We start from the raw sequence: 16060 nt of genomic DNA, 5'->3' as shown, positions 1-16060 counted from the left end.
ACCGCACCCTTTAGGGTTTTTACACCCCAAGTTTTTTAGGGACTGCGTAAATCCTTATTATGTCCTCCCCGCTAGCCGAGTCGTGGAATCGGCTTTCATAAAATTCAAAAATCAGTTCAAGGTTGCATCTTGCAAAATGTCTTTTTACTTCATTCATCTCTCGTGAGCTTTCAGTTCTCTGCTTGGCTTTTATCTTTTCCACGAAACCAGTTGAGACTGCCGCTGGGTATACGAATATGTGCGGCATCAACACACCCTGTTCTGCGAACAGATCAAAGTCAGGAAAACTTACCGCGAAAAAGATATCTTTGCTTTTCTTAGTGACTGAAAGCGTCCTAATCGAGGTCATGAGAAAGAATGAAAGACCGATCAAAAAATCCGAAACATTGTCGTTCTCGATACTTTTCGTTAAGAGCTTCAATCGGTGATGCCTAGAAATCAAAGGTATTTCTTCGAAACTTTCGAAGTCTGAGAAAAATACGCTCAAATCGTTATAGGGTTCTTTACTGATCATTTTGCGAAATAGCTTCGTCAACTTCATTTTTTAGGAATACTCCATCCATGACTGTTCAGCCAGTCGATAGTCTTTCTAGAAAACTTCACCTCTCCCTTGCCTTTGTCATGGATTGATCCGTCAAGGTTATAGCCAGATCCGCACTTGCAGTGGGCATGCCACTGACTGTATGGCACGTCCTCCTCTGGACGGTCAATCCGAGTGATGTCAGCAGGACCCTGACGTTTTTCGACTTTTTGTTGTGCCTGTCTGGGCGTACCCCCCGTTCGCCCGCCAATTTTGGCGAGCCCCAGCGGGTCAATCCATCCCGTCGGGTTCGGCACGTAGTGGTAGAGGTTTAGCCCACCACTATAGCCAATCGGATCCTTGCTGATAAACCGCCCGACCTTTGGATCATAGTACCGATGCCGGTTGTAGTGCAGGCCGGTTTCGTGGTCGTGGTATTGGCCCTGGAATCGGATCGGGTTGGTCAGGCCGGCTTGCTGGGCGAACTCTGAGCGCTGTTCGGTTGCTTCGCCCCACGCTTTGTATTCGGCGCTCCACGCGGTGTTGCCTTTTTGGTCGGTGATTTCCTGAGGGGTGCCGAGGTGGTCGCATTGGTACCAGGCGAGTGCATCAATCGGTAGCGCGACGGGTTTGTAGTTCCACAGCGGGTCTTCTTTGAAGTTGTAGCGACCTTCGTAAATCGGTTGGCTTACGAGGCGGATGGTTTCGTGGCGGATGGCCTGGGCCACCGGGACGAAGGTGCCGGGTTCATGGATGTAGTGGACGGTGCGGCCCAAAGCGCCAGCGTATGACGGAGGGCTGCTTTCCCAGGCGAGGTTGTCGCCGTCCCAGCCGTATAGCGTGAAGCCGCAGCCGAGCTCGCGCTCTTTGCGGGCGTGTTCGTTTTCGTTCCAGCCGGTGCCGGCCTCGGGGCGTGGTCGGTAGTGGGCTTTGGAGAGTTTGTAGAGGCGACGTCCGAGGGGGTCGTAGCCGAAGTCGACGGTGAGGCGCGGATCTCGGAAGTGCGCCAGACGATCGAAGAGGTCCCAGTGCAGTTCGCTTCGCAGTCCGTTGGTCCAGCGCGTTGTCTGGTTGCCGCGTTCGTCATATTCGTAGTGGTTGCCTGCATAGTCGCGCAGCAGGTTGTCGACCAGCTTGTGGCGGACTGGCTTCGGATCAAAAGGGCGGCGGACGGGTGCGGCGCTGTCGTCGAGCAGATTGCTCGCGGGGTCGAAGGCGAAGGTTTCGGCGCCCAGGAGAGTGGTGGCGCTGAGCAGGCGGCTCACTGGGTCGTAGCGGTAACTCAATTGGCCGCGACGGCTGTCGTGGATGTCGGTGAGCTGGCCGGCGGCGTCGTAGGTGTAGGCGCGTTTGATGAACGTGGATTTGTCGTCGCTGCGTCCTAGCAGTTGTTCGTGCAGACGCCCCGCCGGGTCCCAGCTTTGGGTTTGCAGCAAGCTATTGCCTTGATGGCGGGCCACTTCGCGGTGCAGGTCATCGCGCTCGTAACTGAGCAGTTCATGTTCGTCCAGCTTCAGCCCCAGAAGATGACCGCTGCCATAAGTCAGCCAACTGACGCGGTGACCGTCCGGGCGGATGGTCGCGACGCGGTTGTTCAGCGCGTCGTACTCGTGCTGCCAGACGGCAACCAGTGGTTTATCCAGATTCGAGTAATGCTGGTGCTCGCGCACTAGATTCCCGGCGGGGTCATGGAACCACTGCAACCGGCTGGCGGCGTTGGTGGCCATGACCAGATGGCCATTGCCGTCGTAGGCAAAGGTTTCGCTTTGGGACTTTTCGCCGAGCGTCGCACGGCGTTCGGTCAGGCGGCCCATGGGGTCGAAGGTCAGCGCGATGGTGCGTTGGCCGTTGATGGTTTCGGCGAGGCGGCCGGTTTGCGGGTCGTACTGATAGCGAGTCGAGCGATTGTCGAAGCCGCGTTCTTCAAGCAGCCTGCCTACCGGGTCGTAATGAAAATGGGCGCGGCGTTCGTTTTCGTTTTCCAGCGCTACGAGGCGGCCCAGTTTGTCCCAGCGGTAACGCAAGGTTTGCTCGGCAGCGTCGACGCGTTCGGCGATGAAACCTGCAGCGGTGTAACGCCAGGTGGTGCAGCGTTCAAGGCCGTCCGAGTGGGCCAGCAAACGACCTTCAGCGTCGCGGCTGAAGCGTTCTTCGGTTTTGTCCGGGTGCTTGATCAGGACAAGCTGACCGGCTTTGTATTCGTACGTGGTGCTGTGCCCGGCCGGGTCGGTGAAGCGAATCATCTGGCCGCGTTCGTCGTACTCCCAAACACTCAGCTTGCCGGAGCAGTCGGTGTACTTAACGAGTTGTCCGGCGTCGTTGTAGGCCAACGACTTGGTATTACCGTTAGCGTCCTTGATGGCCGTAGGAAGACCAAACGTGTTGTAGGCGTATTCGGTAACGTTCTGTAGCGGATCGATCGCCTCAATCAGATTTCCGCGATGGTCGTAGTCGCGCTTCCACAACCCGCCCTCGCCATCGCTGATCTTGATCAGGTGGCTTTTATCGTCGTAGGCGTAATTGATGACGCTGTGATCAGCGCGGGTGTGTTCGGTCAGATTGCTTAGCTTGTCGTAGCGATAACGATCCGTGCTGCCATCGGTGTGTACATGGCGAATGATGTTTTTGGCGGCGTCGCGAAAGAACCACTCCGAACGCCCGTCGGCATAGCAGATGCGATAGGTGTAACCCAAGCTGTCGTAGTAGTGGCGGGTTTCGTGGCCTAAAGCGTCAGTGACGTAAGTCAGACGGATGTTTTCATCCCACGCCAGCCGAGTATCGAAGCTGCCGTCATCGGCCCATTCGCGGATGGCTTTGGCGTCGGGACCTGTTCCCTGCCATTGCAGGTTTAAACCGCGATTAGTGCGGTCGGTGTAGCGCGTGATGAGGTGGTTTTGATACTGATAACGCCACGCGGCGCCGTTCTCATCCTGGGCCAGAACAAGGTCACCAAAATCGTCGTACTGATACGCGCAAAGTTGGCGTTTGACGTCGCCGTCACGTATTTCCCAAACACCCGTCAGCCGCCCCTGATCATCGATCAACGTGCCCAGGCGAAGATGGACTTTGTTTACATCTTTCTCCGAGTAAGTCACCAGCTCGGAGAGCACCAACCCCCCACGGTGCCGATGCTCGTAATGCAGCATCACCCCGGCGCCATTCGGTAAAACCTTGTTGATCAGAACAAAACGGTCACCCCGGCGAACATAGGTCTCCCTGTGCTCCAGGCCCCGCATCAGCACCAACCGATCCTTGCTGAGGCGAATGACGGTCAGATTTTCAATGGCGTTGAAGTGGAACAGTTTGACCTTGGGAAGAGGGAATTCATGGCTGCGGCCATCAGCGTCGTGGAAGACCAAACCGTCGCCGACGAGATCAAAACGTGTAGTAAACGGCGTAATCCACCGTGCACCGATTACGTCATGATCGAAGGCATCCAGACTGGAGCAATAGGTCCGCGTCCACTCAATCGGAAACGGCCCTGGCAGGCTGAAATCGGTATGGCTGACCGACTCCGAACCCATCGCAAAGCTGATGCTCTTGATCGTCGCCGCACAGGCGCAATTCTTCAGCTCATTAGGCCGCCCCTTGGCAGGCGTCTCCCGCTGAATCTTCTCAAGTTTGCCTTCCCCGGCCCTGCGCTTGGCCTGATTAGTAACCCCAGGCTTGATGTTGAACGATTGACCATGCCCGTTGCGCGACCGCCAGCTAGCGACCGCGCCGTCCAGAGTCAGCAGCAAAGAACAGAGCGAGTTCTGAACTCCAGGATCCGCCAGACCTTTAATCTGGGTCCGAAGCTCCGGTCCCATGGCGCGCAACAATGTGGCCTGTCTGACCACCTCCGCCTTAACTGCGTCAGGCACTAAATGCTCGACGGCGCCGTTAACTGCACCTTTGCCCGCAGCAACGCAAACATCCGCCGCCGCTGCAAAGATATTGCCAATGGCAGCCTGAGGATCGTAGGCCCAGAGATCGCCTGCGGCATGAACCAATTGCTCCGCCTCAAGCAAATCTGCCTTGGCGTTCAGTTTTGGATCTACCAAGCTCTCCAAGCCAGCAGCGATCTGAAGCAGTACGCCTTCACCCAGCTTCCCCGCTTCCTCAAGAATTCCGGGAAGCTTGGTCTGCGCCTGGCTCACAAAGTCATCAAGGGTTCCGACAATCGTGGCATTCAGGTGCCCGATCAGAATCTCGATCAGCGCATCCCCCAGCACCATCTTCCCCGCCTGACGCATCTCCTGACGCACCAGAAACAGCATCGGCCGCAGGCTCATCCGCGCCGCCGCCATGCCCGGCGGAATGGGGACCATGCCGATCAGATTGATGCCCAAACTGACCCAGTCCAACGGGTCACGCTTCTCACTGGTCGCCAGCCGAACGATGTCGTTCAGCGCATCGACCAGCGCCATGATGTTGCCCACCACCGGCAGCCCGCCGGCCACGGTCTTGATCCGCTCAAGCGTGACAACCCCGCCGCTGATCTCCTGCAGCCAGGCATCGACATTCGCCGCACCAAGACCAACGTCTTCCAACTGGATCTGATCAAGTGGAACGATTGCCACCTGAAGTGCGGGTTTCTCGCCACCAACGGGCAGATTTAAGGGGGTGGCCAAGGATGCTCTCCGTGCTCAAAAAACCTTCCGAAAAGGCGTGAATGCCAATCCGGGGGGCACGGAGATATCAAGGGCTGTGCCAGCTATGAATTATCCAATCAAAATCAATAGCTTAAGAAATAAAACAATAGGTTTGAGCGAACGCCAAACCTGATAACAAAGCAAAAGTGCGCAACAAGTTGCGCACCCCTGCGCAACTTCTTGCGCACTCGTCTGCAGGCCACGGACAACGTGGCCTCAAACGTATTAACCACGCAAACTTCAACGATCAACTGCGCAACTTCTTGCGCATAATGGCACTACAACACCAAGGCCCTAACCCACCCTACCCGATCACTCCACCACCGCTGCCCTACCCTCACGCGCGGCCAGAATGCGCGGCAGATTTTCCTCGATCCAGGTCGTCAGCCCGTCCATTTGCAACGCCACCTCCTCGCCCATCGGCGTCAGGCGGTATTCGACGTGGGGCGGCACCACGGGCAGTGCCTTGCGGTCGACAAACCCGTCCTGTTCCAGACTTTGCAGCGTCTGCGAAAGCATCTTCTCGCTAACACCGCCGATCTTGCGCCGCAGTTCGCTGAACCGGTGCATGCCGTCCAGCAACACCACCAGCACCAGCACGCCCCAGCGGCTGCACACATGATTGAGGATCTCCCGCGACGGGCAATCCCTGGCCAACACCTCACCGGTACGGATGCGCTCCAGCAAGGAAACGCTGCCTGCAGAGGGAGAAGTCATCTTGTTCATCACGCTTACCTTTTTGTGCGTACTTACGAAAGGTTAGCATGGTGATTATGCTGGAGGCTCATTCAATCTCGTTCGGGACTCATCATGATCGTCATCACCGGTGCATCAGGTCAGCTAGGCCGCCTCGTCATCGCTCAATTGCTCGAAACCGTACCCGCCTCGCGTCTGGTTGCGGCCGTCCGAGATCCGGCGAAAGTGGCCGATCTTGCCGCCAAGGGCGTGCAGGTCCGCCAGGCCGATTATTCACAGCCCGCCACGCTGGACCGCGCCTTCGAAGGTGCCGAGAAGGTCCTGCTGATCTCGTCCAGTGAAGTGGGCCAGCGTGTCACTCAGCATCAGGCGGTGATCGACGCGGCCAAGCGCGCCGGGGTGAAACTGCTGGCTTACACCAGCGTGCTCCACGCCGACACCTCCGCGCTGGGGCTGGCCGAAGAACACAGGCAAACCGAGGCGGCGCTGGCGCAATCCGGCGTTCCGGCGGTGGTGCTGCGCAATGGCTGGTACCACGAAAACTACACCGCCGGCGTGACCCACGCCGTGGCGAACGGCGCGCACTTTGGCAGCGCGGGTGAAGGCCGAATCAGCTCTGCCGCGCGGGCCGACTACGCACGGGCGGCAGCCGTTGTGCTGACAGCGGCTGAGGATCAGGCGGGCAAGGTGTACGAACTGGCCGGCGACGAGTCCTACACGCTGAAGGAATTCGCCGCTCAGATCGCGGAGCAATCCGGCAAGCCCGTTATCTACACCGATCTTCCAGAAGCCGATTACAAGGGTGCGTTGCTGCAGGCGGGGCTTCCGGAATTCGTCGCCGAGTTACTCGCCAACTCTGATACCGCCGCCGCCAAAGGTGCGCTGTTCGACAGCAGTCGGCAGTTAAGCCGTCTGATTGGCCGGCCCACCACGCCGCTGGCCAGCAGCATTGCTGAAGCGCTACCCGGTAACCTCGCTGCCACCCCCGTCCCGTAACAGCAACCGCAACCGCAGGCGGGCGGCGCGCCAGCACGGGCAGTGAATGATTTTCGCCCTGCACGGTCGGAACTAGTGACAGCGCATCACGCGCTGGCCAAGGAGTTTCGAATGAACAGCAAATCGCTCATTGCCAGTCTGGCGATTCTGGGATGCATTTCCGTTGCGAGTTTCACGGTGCAAGCCGCCGACGCCACGGAGCCGACCATTCAACCTTCCAGGGACAACATGCGGGAGCTGGAAGTCGGCAGCCGTTCACCGCAGGAATTTCAGCGCCCGGCAGCGGCCATCAAGGACTGGAAAACCAAGGGTCTGGAAGAACCGGCCAAGATGAGTCAGTGGGTGCGCATCAACGACAAGTACGTCGAAGTGCAGACCACCAACGGCCAGATCACCAAGATTGTTCCGGTTGAAAAATAAGCCGGGGCACTGACCCAGCGCGCCGGGTTTGCGTGGCGCGCGCCAACGCCAAGAACGTATAAGAACGACCAGAGGAATTCCCATGAACATGAAAAAACTGATGGCCAGTGTGGCCGTGGTCACTTGTCTGGGTGGGGCCAGCGCCGCTGCCATGGCGCAAACCCCTGCGACCAAGAGCGTGCAGGCGGAACACACCAATGTGCAGTACAAGGTCGGCGACACCACCCATGACCTGTACAAAGACGAGCGTGTCGGCGTCAAAGATTGGGAGGGCAAGGGCCTGCACGCGCCAAAGGAAGGTACGCAATGGGTGCTGATCAGCGATAAATACGCGCTGATTAACATGGAAGACGGCAAGGTCCTCGACATCGCGCCGGGCAACCTCAAACCCCTGAAAAAGTAATTACCGCTATGCCCGTCACCGTGCCCGACGCCCGTCGGGCATCGCTGTGTCAGCCTCGCCATGCAAATGCCCGCCCCCTTCCTTCGTTTTTGCGCTGACAAGAAAGGTTGCAGCCTAACGATCGCGCCCTCTACTCTGCCGCTCTCGTTTGTTGCGCCATAGGCCCGGGTTCGATGTCTTCCGTCTTGAATGTCTTGCTGCCCATTTTCGCCCTTATTCTGGTGGGTTACCTCTGTCGCCGTACCAACCGCCTCGGACCGACCGCCGCCTCTGAAATCAATCGAATGGTGGTCTGGCTGTGTTTGCCAGCGCTGCTGTTCACCGCCACGGCACGCGCCACCTGGGAACAGATCTGGCACCCGGGCTTTGTGCTGACCTTTACCCTTTCGACCATGGCGATGTTCGTCATTACCTTGCTGCTGCGGCGCAGAAAGGCGGGTCATTTTGCCGATGCCAGCATCGATGCCCTCAGCGCTTCCTACGCCAACACGGGCTACATCGGTATTCCGTTGTGCGTCATGGTGCTGGGCCAGGACGGCCTGGAACCTGCGCTCATCGCGTCCCTGCTGGTGGTCTGCGTGGTGTTCGGCATCGCCCTGGTGTGCATCGAAATCGGCCTGCAAAGCGAGGCCCGGGTTCACCGCATCGTGCTCAAGGTGCTGCTGGCGCTGGCAAAAAACCCGTTGGTGGTGTCGCCTATTCTCGGCGCCTGCTGGGCATCGACCGGCGTGGCCTTACCGGGTGCGCTGGACAAATTCCTGACCCTGCTGGGTGCCGCGACGACGCCCTGCGCGCTGATTTCCCTTGGCCTGTTTCTCGCCCAGAAACAGCAAGGCCCCCGTGAGGGCACGACGCTGCTGGTGCTGATCAAGCTGATTGCCCACCCGCTGTTGACTTGGTTTCTGGCATTTCGCGTGTTCCACCTGCCGCCGCTGTGGGCCAACTCGGCGCTGCTGCTGAGCGCCCTCCCCACCGGCACCGGGCCGTTCATGCTGGCCGAGTATTACAAGCGCGAAGCGTCGGTGGTGTCGAGCACGATCCTGATCTCGACGCTGGGCTCGCTGGTGACGCTGTCGCTGTGCATTTACTACATCAACGGTTGACGGGCTGGCGTCGGGCAAAAGCTCGGGCATAGAGGTGGGTGCGTCGCAATGAACAAGCTGGATTTGCTGAAAACCTTCGTCAGGGTCGCCGAGCTGTCGAGCTTCACCCACGCGGGTGATGCCTTGGGCTTGCCGCGCTCCACGGTGTCGGAGCACGTGCGCAGCCTCGAAGAACTGCTCGGCGCGCGTCTGCTGTTGCGCACCACACGCAAGGTGCAAGTGACGCCCGACGGGCAGGCGCTGTATGAGCGCAGCAAGGATCTGCTCGGCCAGATGGACGAGCTCGAAGGCTTGTTCCGGCAGGACAGCTCGGCGCTCAGCGGGCGGCTGCGGGTGGACATGCCTACCGCCATCGCGCGACGTCTGGTGCTGCCACGGCTGGGTGATTTTCTTGAGCGGCACCCGCTGATCGAACTTGAAATCAGCAGCACGGACCGGCGCGTCGATCTGGTCCGCGAGGGCTTTGATTGCGTGCTGCGCATCGGCGCGTTGCCAGACACGCCGCTGGTCGCGCGCAGCGTTGGCCTGTTTCGGATGATCAACTGCGTGAGCCAGGGGTACGCCGACCGGTTCGGCATTCCGCGGAATCTGGAAGAGCTGCAGCAGCACCGGCTGGTCAACTATGCGCCGGCATTTGGCGCCGCCGACGCGCTGTTCGAATATTGCCGCGAGGGCAAGGATTTTCACGTGTCGATGCCCTGCAGCGTGACGGTGAACAACATCGAAGCCTATGAAGCGGCGTGTGTCGGCGGCCTGGGTATCATCCAGATTCCGCGCCTGGCTGCCCCTTACCAGCAGCAGCGCGGTGACCTGATCGAAATCCTTCCCGAGTACCGGCCGACGGCGATGCCGGTGTCGCTGTTGTACGCCCATCGCCGGCACCTCCCCCAGCGGTGCCGGGTGTTCATGGACTGGATGGAGGCACTGCTCGCGGAATATGGGGTTGAGCCGAAGGGATCACGGGACCGGCGTTAGCAGAGCACCAGCTGTCACATCGTGAAATTGACAGCGCATGATCCGACGCCTTCCCGGCTAAAGCCGGTCCCACGAGGGATCGCGTGCATTCAGCAAGAGGGTGAGTGAACGCATGAGTAGGACTGGCTTTAGCCGGGAAGGCGTCGGCGAAAACTCCGCAAAAATGATGTCGCTTCCACAGGCCTCTTCCCGGCTAAAGCCGGTCCCACAAAAGCCCCCACCGTCTTCCTGATCACTTCAACGCCGCGACCACCGCATCGAAGAACGCCATCGGGTCGATGGGCTCTTTGTCCACCGGTTTGGGTTGCGCGCCGAAGGTGACGATCACGACTTTATTGGCCGGGTTGACGTAGATGTTCTGGCCCTGAATGCCGACCGCCGAATAGGCGCCATCCTTCACCGACGGCGCGGTCCAGGCGGTCCACCACATGTAGCCGTAATCCAGGCTCTTGCCGCCCTTGAGGGTGGTCGGCCGCGTCGCTTCACTGACCCAGCCGTCCGGCAGAATCGAGGTGCCGTTGATCTTGCCGTCGTTCATGAAGAACAGCCCGAAGCGCCCGTAATCCCGCAGCGTGGCGCTGATCCCGCTGCCGCCGATCTCCACGCCGTCAGGGGAGTCCAGCCACCACGTCGCGTCGCTTTCCATGCCGAACGGCTGCCAGATTTTCTTCGACAGGTACTCGGCCAGCGGCATCTTCACCGCGCCTCGCACAATCTCGCCGAGGACCTGGGTTTCGCCGGTGCTGTAGTTGTTCACCGTACCGGGCTCGGCAGCGCGCGGCAGGCTCGCCATCAGCGTCATGGCCGAGTGAGGCTGCTGGGAAATCTGCGCCTTGAGCAAGGCCCTGCGGTCCGACGCCGGATCGGTGTAGGTTTCGTTCCACTTCACCCCCGATGACATCATCAGCACGTTGCGCACGGTCACCCCTTCATAGGCGCTGCCTTTGAGGGCCGGCACGTAATCGACCACCTGGGCGTCGAGGCCTTTGATCAAGCCGTCCTTGATCGCCGCAGCGGTCAGTGTCGAGGTAATGGATTTGGCCATCGACATCGACATCCAGCGGGTTTTCTCGGTGTTGCCGCGCTGATACGTTTCGAAGACGATCTTGCCGTCCTTGATCACCAGCATCGCGGTAATGCTGTCCAGCGCCACGAAGTCGTACAGGTCGTACTTTTTGCCCTCGACGGTGAAGCGCACGTTGGGCAGTTGTCGGTCCGACTTCGGCAGTGCATAGGGATGATCGCCCGCCTGGATGGTGTGGGTGGGAAACAGCCGGCCGATATTGCGATAGGTGCTGACCGCCAGGTCCGGGAGCATGGCGCCGTCGTAGATCTGCTCGACCGTGCCGATGGGCTCCTGGGCGTGGAGATAGTCGTCGGCCCACACGGTGGACACGGACACGGCGGCCAGCAAACCGAGGGACAGGGCCAGCGGCCGGCTGAAGGCGGCAGGACGAAAGACGGGTGAGTGCATGACGTATCCTTTTTTGTCGTCGGTAAAGGACGCTGAATTCCCGACTAAAGCCGGTGCTACTGAAAGCACGCGCCCGTTCCAACCATAGCCCACCCACCGGCGTTGCACCGGGCGATCAGTTCACTGATTTCATACCCTGACATCTGCGATGACGTACGTGAGCGAAGCGAGGGCGAAAAAAAACCACCGCACGAAAGCGGTGGTTTTCAGGCTTGCAGAACGCGTCGGATCAGACCTTGACGATCCAGCCCGCCGGGCCTTCGATGTCGCCGGACTGAATGCCCGTCAGCTCTTTGTACAGGCGCTGGGTCACGGGACCGACGTCGGTTTCGCTGTGGAACACGTGCAGTTTGTCTTTGTAGCTGATGCCGCCGATCGGGGTGATCACCGCCGCAGTGCCACAGGCGCCCGCTTCCTTGAACAGGTCGAGCTTGTCGATGAACACCTCACCTTCGGTGACCTTCAGGCCCAGACGGCTTTGCGCCAGTTCTATCAGCGACAGGCGGGTGATGCCCGGCAGCACGGAGGGGGATTTCGGCGTGATGAACTGATCGTCGTGGGTAATGCCGAAAAAGTTGGCCGAGCCGACTTCTTCGATCTTGGTGTGGGTCAACGGATCGAGGTAGATGGCATCGGCGAAGTTGGCCTTCTTGGCTTCGGCGCCCGGCATCATGCTGGCTGCGTAGTTACCGCCGACTTTCGCAGCGCCGGTGCCTTGTGGCGCGGCGCGGTCATAGCTGGAGATGACGAAGTTGTGCGGTTTCATGCCACCCTTGAAGTACGGGCCCACCGGGATGCAGAACACCGAGAAGATGAACTCGGGCGCAGCGCGCACGCCGATGTTGTCGCCGACACCGATCACGAACGGACGCAGGTACAACGCCCCGCCGGTGCCGTATGGCGGGATGAAACGCTCGTTGGCGCGGACCACTTGCTTGCACGCTTCGATGAACTGCTCGGTCGGCACATGGGGCATCAGCAGGCGGCTGCAACTGCGCTGCATGCGCGCGGCGTTCTGGTCGGGGCGGAACAAGTTGATCGAGCCGTCTTTGGCGCGATAGGCCTTGAGGCCTTCGAAGCATTGCTGGCCGTAATGCAGCGCGGTGGAGCCTTCGCTGATGTGCAGCACGTTGTCTTCGGTCAGGGTGCCTTGGTCCCACGCGCCATCGCGCCAGTGAGCCAGGTAGCGTTTGTCGGTCTTGATGTAGTCGAAGCCGAGCTTGTCCCAGTTAATGCTTTCGTTACCCATGACACCCTCTATGTCCAGGCCAGCGCGGCCGGGAGTTTCCGGCGTCTGGCGTTTCATCGATAAGGCCCGGAGCAGGACGCGACCCGTTCCGGTGTGTCGCCATATTACTGATTTTTCCCCGCGCAAACCGCCTCGCCGGCAGATGAGCTGAAAAAGATCCGCCGGGGCCCGATTCAAGCGTTGGTGTTTGTGCCGTCTGTAGCAAAACCGCTGGCGGACCCGTGCAGTTTCGCCAATGTTGCCTATGGTGTGTAAATCGTCCGAGACAGGAGCAGCACCCATGGGTATCGATCAGTTGTTTGCCGATTTGAGCAGTCTTCCCAGCATTCCCAAGGTGGCCCAGGACCTGATCAAACAGTTCGACAGCCCGTCGTCGGACTTGGGCAGTATCGCCGGCAATATCGAAAAGGACCCGGTGATCGCGGCGAAAATCCTGCGGCTGGCCAACTCAGCGCGCTTTCGCGGGGCGCGGGAATCGTCGAGCATTGAGGATGCGGCCATGCGCCTGGGCTTCAATACCCTGCGCACACTGGTGCTGGCGTCGGCGGTGACCGGCGCTTTCAAGGCAGGACCCAGTTTTGATTTGAAGGGTTTCTGGCTGAAGAGCTTTCAGGTGGCAGGGATCTGCCGTTTGCTGGCGAAACAGTCCGGCGCCGATGGGGAAATCGCCTTCACTTGCGGGGTCATGCACGACATCGGCGAGTTGTTGATCCAGACCGGTGCGCCCGCCGTTGCCGAGCGCATCAACAGCGTGACCAAGACCGGTACGACCGGGCGTGCGGCGATTGAAACGTTGCAGTTGGGTTTTGGTTACCCGGAAGTCGGCGCCGAACTGGCCCGCCGATGGGGATTGCCGGCGGTCATCCAGAACGCCATCGCCTATCAGGCGCGGCCCATGCAGGCACCGGGGGACGCGACCCAGCCACGGATTGTTGCCCAGGCATTGACCATTTCCGCTGCGCTGGAAAATCACGGCGGCGCCACCGCGCAGGCGAAGCAGGAAGTGGATGGCCCGCTGCTGGAGGGTGTAGACCTGGATGCGGTGTTCGCGGCGCTGCCGAAGGTGCTTGAGGATGACAAGGCGTTTGCGGAGTTGTTGAGCTAGTCAGGGTCCGGGTTGGAGATTGATAGTGCTTACACCGGCTTCTTCCCGGCTGAAGCCGGTCCCACACATTGACCGCGGTCCGACTGACACAACGCGGTCAAGCTGCAGGACTGGCTTCAGCCGGGAAAGCGTCAGGCCTCACACTGCAAAACCGATGGTGCTCAATCAGGCCCCTTCCCGGCTGAAGCCGGTCCTACTAGTATCGGCGCACAGCCGCGATTGAGGACCTGTGCATGCCTGATGTACCCGATACCCATGTCGACACCCTGCTGCACTGGATGCAAGACCGCTCCTTCGTCGTGCTGACCGGCGCCGGGATCAGCACGTCTTCCGGGATTCCGGATTACCGCGACAGCGAGGGCGTGCGTCGGGGTCGGCAGCCCATGATGTTTCAGGAATTCCTCAATGCGCCCGAGGCCAGGCGTCGTTACTGGGCAAGGGCGATGCTGGGCTGGCCACGGGTTCGCGTCGCGCAACCCAACGCGGCCCACGAAGCGATTGCGCGCTTGCAGCAGCATGACCTCATCAGCGGCGTCATCACCCAAAACGTCGACACCTTGCACGATCAGGCCGGCAGTCATGACGTGGTGGAATTGCACGGCAGCCTGCATTGGGTGCTGTGCCTGGATTGCCGCCAGCGCACAGAGCGCGACATCATTCAGCTGACCCTGGTCGAGCAAAACCCTTACCTGGCGGGCGTCGATGCGGTACAGGCGCCCGATGGCGATACCCTGCTGGACCCGGCCTTTGAGGAACGCTTCCAGGTGCCCCATTGCCCCCACTGCGGCGGTGAACGCATGAAACCTGACGTGGTGTTTTTCGGTGAGAACGTGGCGCCACCCACTGCAGCCAAGGCCATGCAGCGCGTGGAAGACGCTCAGGGCCTGCTGGTGGTGGGGTCGTCGCTGATGGCGTTCTCGGCGTTTCGCCTGTGCCGCACGATCAAAGATCAGGGCAAACCGCTGATCGCCATCAATCTGGGGAAAACTCGGGCCGATGATCTGCTTGATCTCAAGATCGAAGCCTCATGCGAGGTGTTGTTGCCGGCCTTGGCGCAGCGGCTGCTGGTGGGTTAACGGAAGCAATGACAGGTGGGAGATCTCCGCCTTCCTGACCCTGCCCTGTCGCGCGGCAAACCTCGTCCATGTGGGAGTGAGCTTGCTCACGAAGAAGGCATTTCAGTCGCTGAAGATCTGGCGGATGGCCCACCCTATATCGTGAGCAAGTCCGCTCCCACCTTGCCCGATCCCTCATCTGATTGCACGAATCCCCGGCAACGCCGCCAACGCCCTGTTCCAGACCTGCCGCGTCCTGACCCACGCCACCTCCTGCCAGTCCGGGTCCACCGGATAGAACTGCTCCAGCAGCCCTTGCTTGATCCGCCGCCCCGTCTCGTCCAGCGGATCGCCGTGCAGGTGCAGCCAGTGATCATCACGCAAATGCCCATGCACCGCCGCCCCCCGGTACGTGCCGCACTCGATGACAAACGGCATTAAGTGCACGCCCGGAAGCGCGTCGAGGAGCATCTGCGAGGTGTATCCGGTGGAGGTCGCCGCGACACCGGTTGCGCTGACCCGATTGGCGCCGGTGATCAGCGTAAACAACCAGGGCCCGAACAACGCCCTGGCGTCCTCCAGCGCGGGGTAGGCTGACTCGACGATGCTCATCAGCATCGGATGACCGTAATCCCCCGCGCCGGTGTGCAGGTCAAAGCAGGTCACCACCTCGGCATCCTGCAAGTACTCCCCGACGATGCTGCGCAGCGTGCGATTGGACCAGCTCGGCCCGCTGCCGCCGAAAAACAACCCATCGGGGAATGCGTACTGCCCCGCCTCCACCACCGACATCAACCCTGCCCAACCCCGCGCGTCGATCGCTGCCTGAAACAACGCATCAGCCTGATCGCGCTTTGGCCCGCGCAACTGCTCGCACGCGTAAATCCCGTGGACGTCGGTATAGGCGCGGTTGTCCGGCAGCGGCCGGCTGAAGTCCAGGTAGTTGCGGTTCTGATCGAGGTTGTCCTCATTGACCCGGCGCATCCACGCCGTGCCCCAGGGGTTGATCAGGTGAATCATCAGGATCGCCACGCCCTCGGGCAGCGCGCGCGGATCAAAATCTTCCAGCCAGCGGCTCTGGCAATCGGAACCGTAATAGCCCTCGACGCCGTGGGTGCCGCTCAACGCCACCAACACCCGCCGCGCCTGCGGATCGCCGAGCCAGGCGACGTCCGTGGCCAGCGTCTCGCCAAAAGGCCCGGCCAGCGGATGGACATATTCGCTCAACCGCGCACCCGCAGAGGCCGCTGCTGCAATGAAGCGCTCGCGAAGCTGGCGATAACCCGGACGATCAGGAAAAAGGTGGCTCATGAATGCGCTCCATAGGGGGGTGACACCGCGCGTCCAGGCCCGTACCAGACAGGCCGAACGCCACGAAGAAAAGACACTGCGTCAGAAATGTTACAACCGGACACGTTTTGGCACACTTC

General features: G+C 60.3%; 13 protein-coding genes. 7 read left to right on the top strand and 6 right to left on the bottom strand.

Features of this window, described 5'->3' with window-relative positions:
* Positions 1-19 precede the first annotated feature (19 nt).
* From AC3ISG_RS10980 to AC3ISG_RS10970, 3 genes are all read right to left on the bottom strand, one after another.
* The gene (locus AC3ISG_RS10980; protein WP_489299252.1) at positions 20-541 is read right to left on the bottom strand and encodes an Imm15 family immunity protein; all 522 of its coding nucleotides are present in this window, start codon (positions 539-541) and stop codon (positions 20-22) included.
* Positions 538-5133, bottom strand: coding sequence for an RHS repeat-associated core domain-containing protein (locus AC3ISG_RS10975; RefSeq protein ID WP_489299251.1), 4596 nt, complete (start codon positions 5131-5133; stop codon positions 538-540). Before AC3ISG_RS10975 ends, AC3ISG_RS10980 begins: the two co-directional genes overlap by 4 nt.
* Before the next feature lie 333 nt (positions 5134-5466).
* Positions 5467-5880 (bottom strand): winged helix-turn-helix transcriptional regulator, encoded by a 414-nt coding sequence (locus AC3ISG_RS10970; RefSeq protein WP_489299250.1) that lies wholly within the window; start codon positions 5878-5880, stop codon positions 5467-5469.
* Positions 5881-5964: 84 nt separating this feature from the next.
* Here AC3ISG_RS10970 and AC3ISG_RS10965 point away from each other — a divergent pair, with 84 nt between their 5' ends.
* From AC3ISG_RS10965 to AC3ISG_RS10945, 5 genes are all read left to right on the top strand, one after another.
* The gene (locus AC3ISG_RS10965; RefSeq protein ID WP_489299249.1) at positions 5965-6846 is read left to right on the top strand and encodes an SDR family oxidoreductase; all 882 of its coding nucleotides are present in this window, start codon (positions 5965-5967) and stop codon (positions 6844-6846) included.
* Between the two features lie 111 nt (positions 6847-6957).
* On the top strand, positions 6958-7266 hold the full coding sequence (locus tag AC3ISG_RS10960; RefSeq protein WP_205483121.1) for an RcnB family protein: 309 nt from the start codon (positions 6958-6960) through the stop codon (positions 7264-7266).
* An 82-nt stretch (positions 7267-7348) separates the two neighbouring features.
* A complete protein-coding gene (locus AC3ISG_RS10955) occupies positions 7349-7669 on the top strand; it encodes an RcnB family protein (protein WP_122625413.1) in 321 nt (106 codons plus the stop codon).
* 173 nt (positions 7670-7842) lie between these two features.
* Entirely contained in the window at positions 7843-8772 is a 930-nt protein-coding gene (locus tag AC3ISG_RS10950) for an AEC family transporter (RefSeq protein WP_489299248.1), read from the top strand.
* 48 nt (positions 8773-8820) lie between these two features.
* Entirely contained in the window at positions 8821-9747 is a 927-nt protein-coding gene (locus AC3ISG_RS10945) for a LysR family transcriptional regulator (protein ID WP_122625415.1), read from the top strand.
* Positions 9748-9979: 232 nt separating this feature from the next.
* Here AC3ISG_RS10945 and AC3ISG_RS10940 read toward each other — a convergent pair whose 3' ends face one another.
* Entirely contained in the window at positions 9980-11221 is a 1242-nt protein-coding gene (locus AC3ISG_RS10940) for a serine hydrolase domain-containing protein (protein ID WP_489299247.1), read from the bottom strand.
* A 229-nt stretch (positions 11222-11450) separates the two neighbouring features.
* Positions 11451-12470, bottom strand: a complete 1020-nt coding sequence (locus AC3ISG_RS10935; protein WP_122625417.1) for a branched-chain amino acid aminotransferase — start codon at positions 12468-12470, stop codon at positions 11451-11453.
* A gap of 280 nt (positions 12471-12750) precedes the next feature.
* Here AC3ISG_RS10935 and AC3ISG_RS10930 point away from each other — a divergent pair, with 280 nt between their 5' ends.
* Both AC3ISG_RS10930 and AC3ISG_RS10925 read left to right on the top strand, forming a co-directional pair.
* Positions 12751-13575: an HDOD domain-containing protein gene (locus AC3ISG_RS10930; RefSeq protein ID WP_420793083.1), complete on the top strand. Its 825-nt coding sequence runs from the start codon at positions 12751-12753 to the stop codon at positions 13573-13575.
* A gap of 233 nt (positions 13576-13808) precedes the next feature.
* Positions 13809-14651, top strand: coding sequence for an NAD-dependent protein deacetylase (locus AC3ISG_RS10925; protein ID WP_272635064.1), 843 nt, complete (start codon positions 13809-13811; stop codon positions 14649-14651).
* 174 nt (positions 14652-14825) lie between these two features.
* Here the strand turns inward: AC3ISG_RS10925 and AC3ISG_RS10920 are convergent, their stop codons facing one another.
* Complete coding sequence (locus tag AC3ISG_RS10920; RefSeq protein WP_489299246.1) at positions 14826-15941, bottom strand: DUF2817 domain-containing protein; 1116 nt, start codon at positions 15939-15941, stop codon at positions 14826-14828.
* Positions 15942-16060: the final 119 nt, after the last annotated feature.

It is taken from the genome of Pseudomonas sp. GL_135 (genome assembly GCF_057834665.1).
This window is presented reverse-complemented; position numbering and strand designations above follow the sequence as displayed.

What these genes read in the sequence shown, in the direction of transcription:
- AC3ISG_RS10940 (WP_489299247.1), bottom strand. Translation starts at nt 11,221, where the DNA reads ATGCACTCACCCGTCTTTCGTCCTGCCGCCTTCAGCCGGCCGCTGGCC.
- AC3ISG_RS10955 (WP_122625413.1), top strand. Translation starts at nt 7,349, where the DNA reads ATGAACATGAAAAAACTGATGGCCAGTGTGGCCGTGGTCACTTGTCTG.
- AC3ISG_RS10965 (WP_489299249.1), top strand. Translation starts at nt 5,965, where the DNA reads ATGATCGTCATCACCGGTGCATCAGGTCAGCTAGGCCGCCTCGTCATC.
- AC3ISG_RS10960 (WP_205483121.1), top strand. Translation starts at nt 6,958, where the DNA reads ATGAACAGCAAATCGCTCATTGCCAGTCTGGCGATTCTGGGATGCATT.
- AC3ISG_RS10930 (WP_420793083.1), top strand. Translation starts at nt 12,751, where the DNA reads ATGGGTATCGATCAGTTGTTTGCCGATTTGAGCAGTCTTCCCAGCATT.
- AC3ISG_RS10925 (WP_272635064.1), top strand. Translation starts at nt 13,809, where the DNA reads ATGCCTGATGTACCCGATACCCATGTCGACACCCTGCTGCACTGGATG.
- AC3ISG_RS10950 (WP_489299248.1), top strand. Translation starts at nt 7,843, where the DNA reads ATGTCTTCCGTCTTGAATGTCTTGCTGCCCATTTTCGCCCTTATTCTG.
- AC3ISG_RS10970 (WP_489299250.1), bottom strand. Translation starts at nt 5,880, where the DNA reads ATGAACAAGATGACTTCTCCCTCTGCAGGCAGCGTTTCCTTGCTGGAG.
- AC3ISG_RS10945 (WP_122625415.1), top strand. Translation starts at nt 8,821, where the DNA reads ATGAACAAGCTGGATTTGCTGAAAACCTTCGTCAGGGTCGCCGAGCTG.
- AC3ISG_RS10935 (WP_122625417.1), bottom strand. Translation starts at nt 12,470, where the DNA reads ATGGGTAACGAAAGCATTAACTGGGACAAGCTCGGCTTCGACTACATC.
- AC3ISG_RS10920 (WP_489299246.1), bottom strand. Translation starts at nt 15,941, where the DNA reads ATGAGCCACCTTTTTCCTGATCGTCCGGGTTATCGCCAGCTTCGCGAG.
- AC3ISG_RS10980 (WP_489299252.1), bottom strand. Translation starts at nt 541, where the DNA reads ATGAAGTTGACGAAGCTATTTCGCAAAATGATCAGTAAAGAACCCTAT.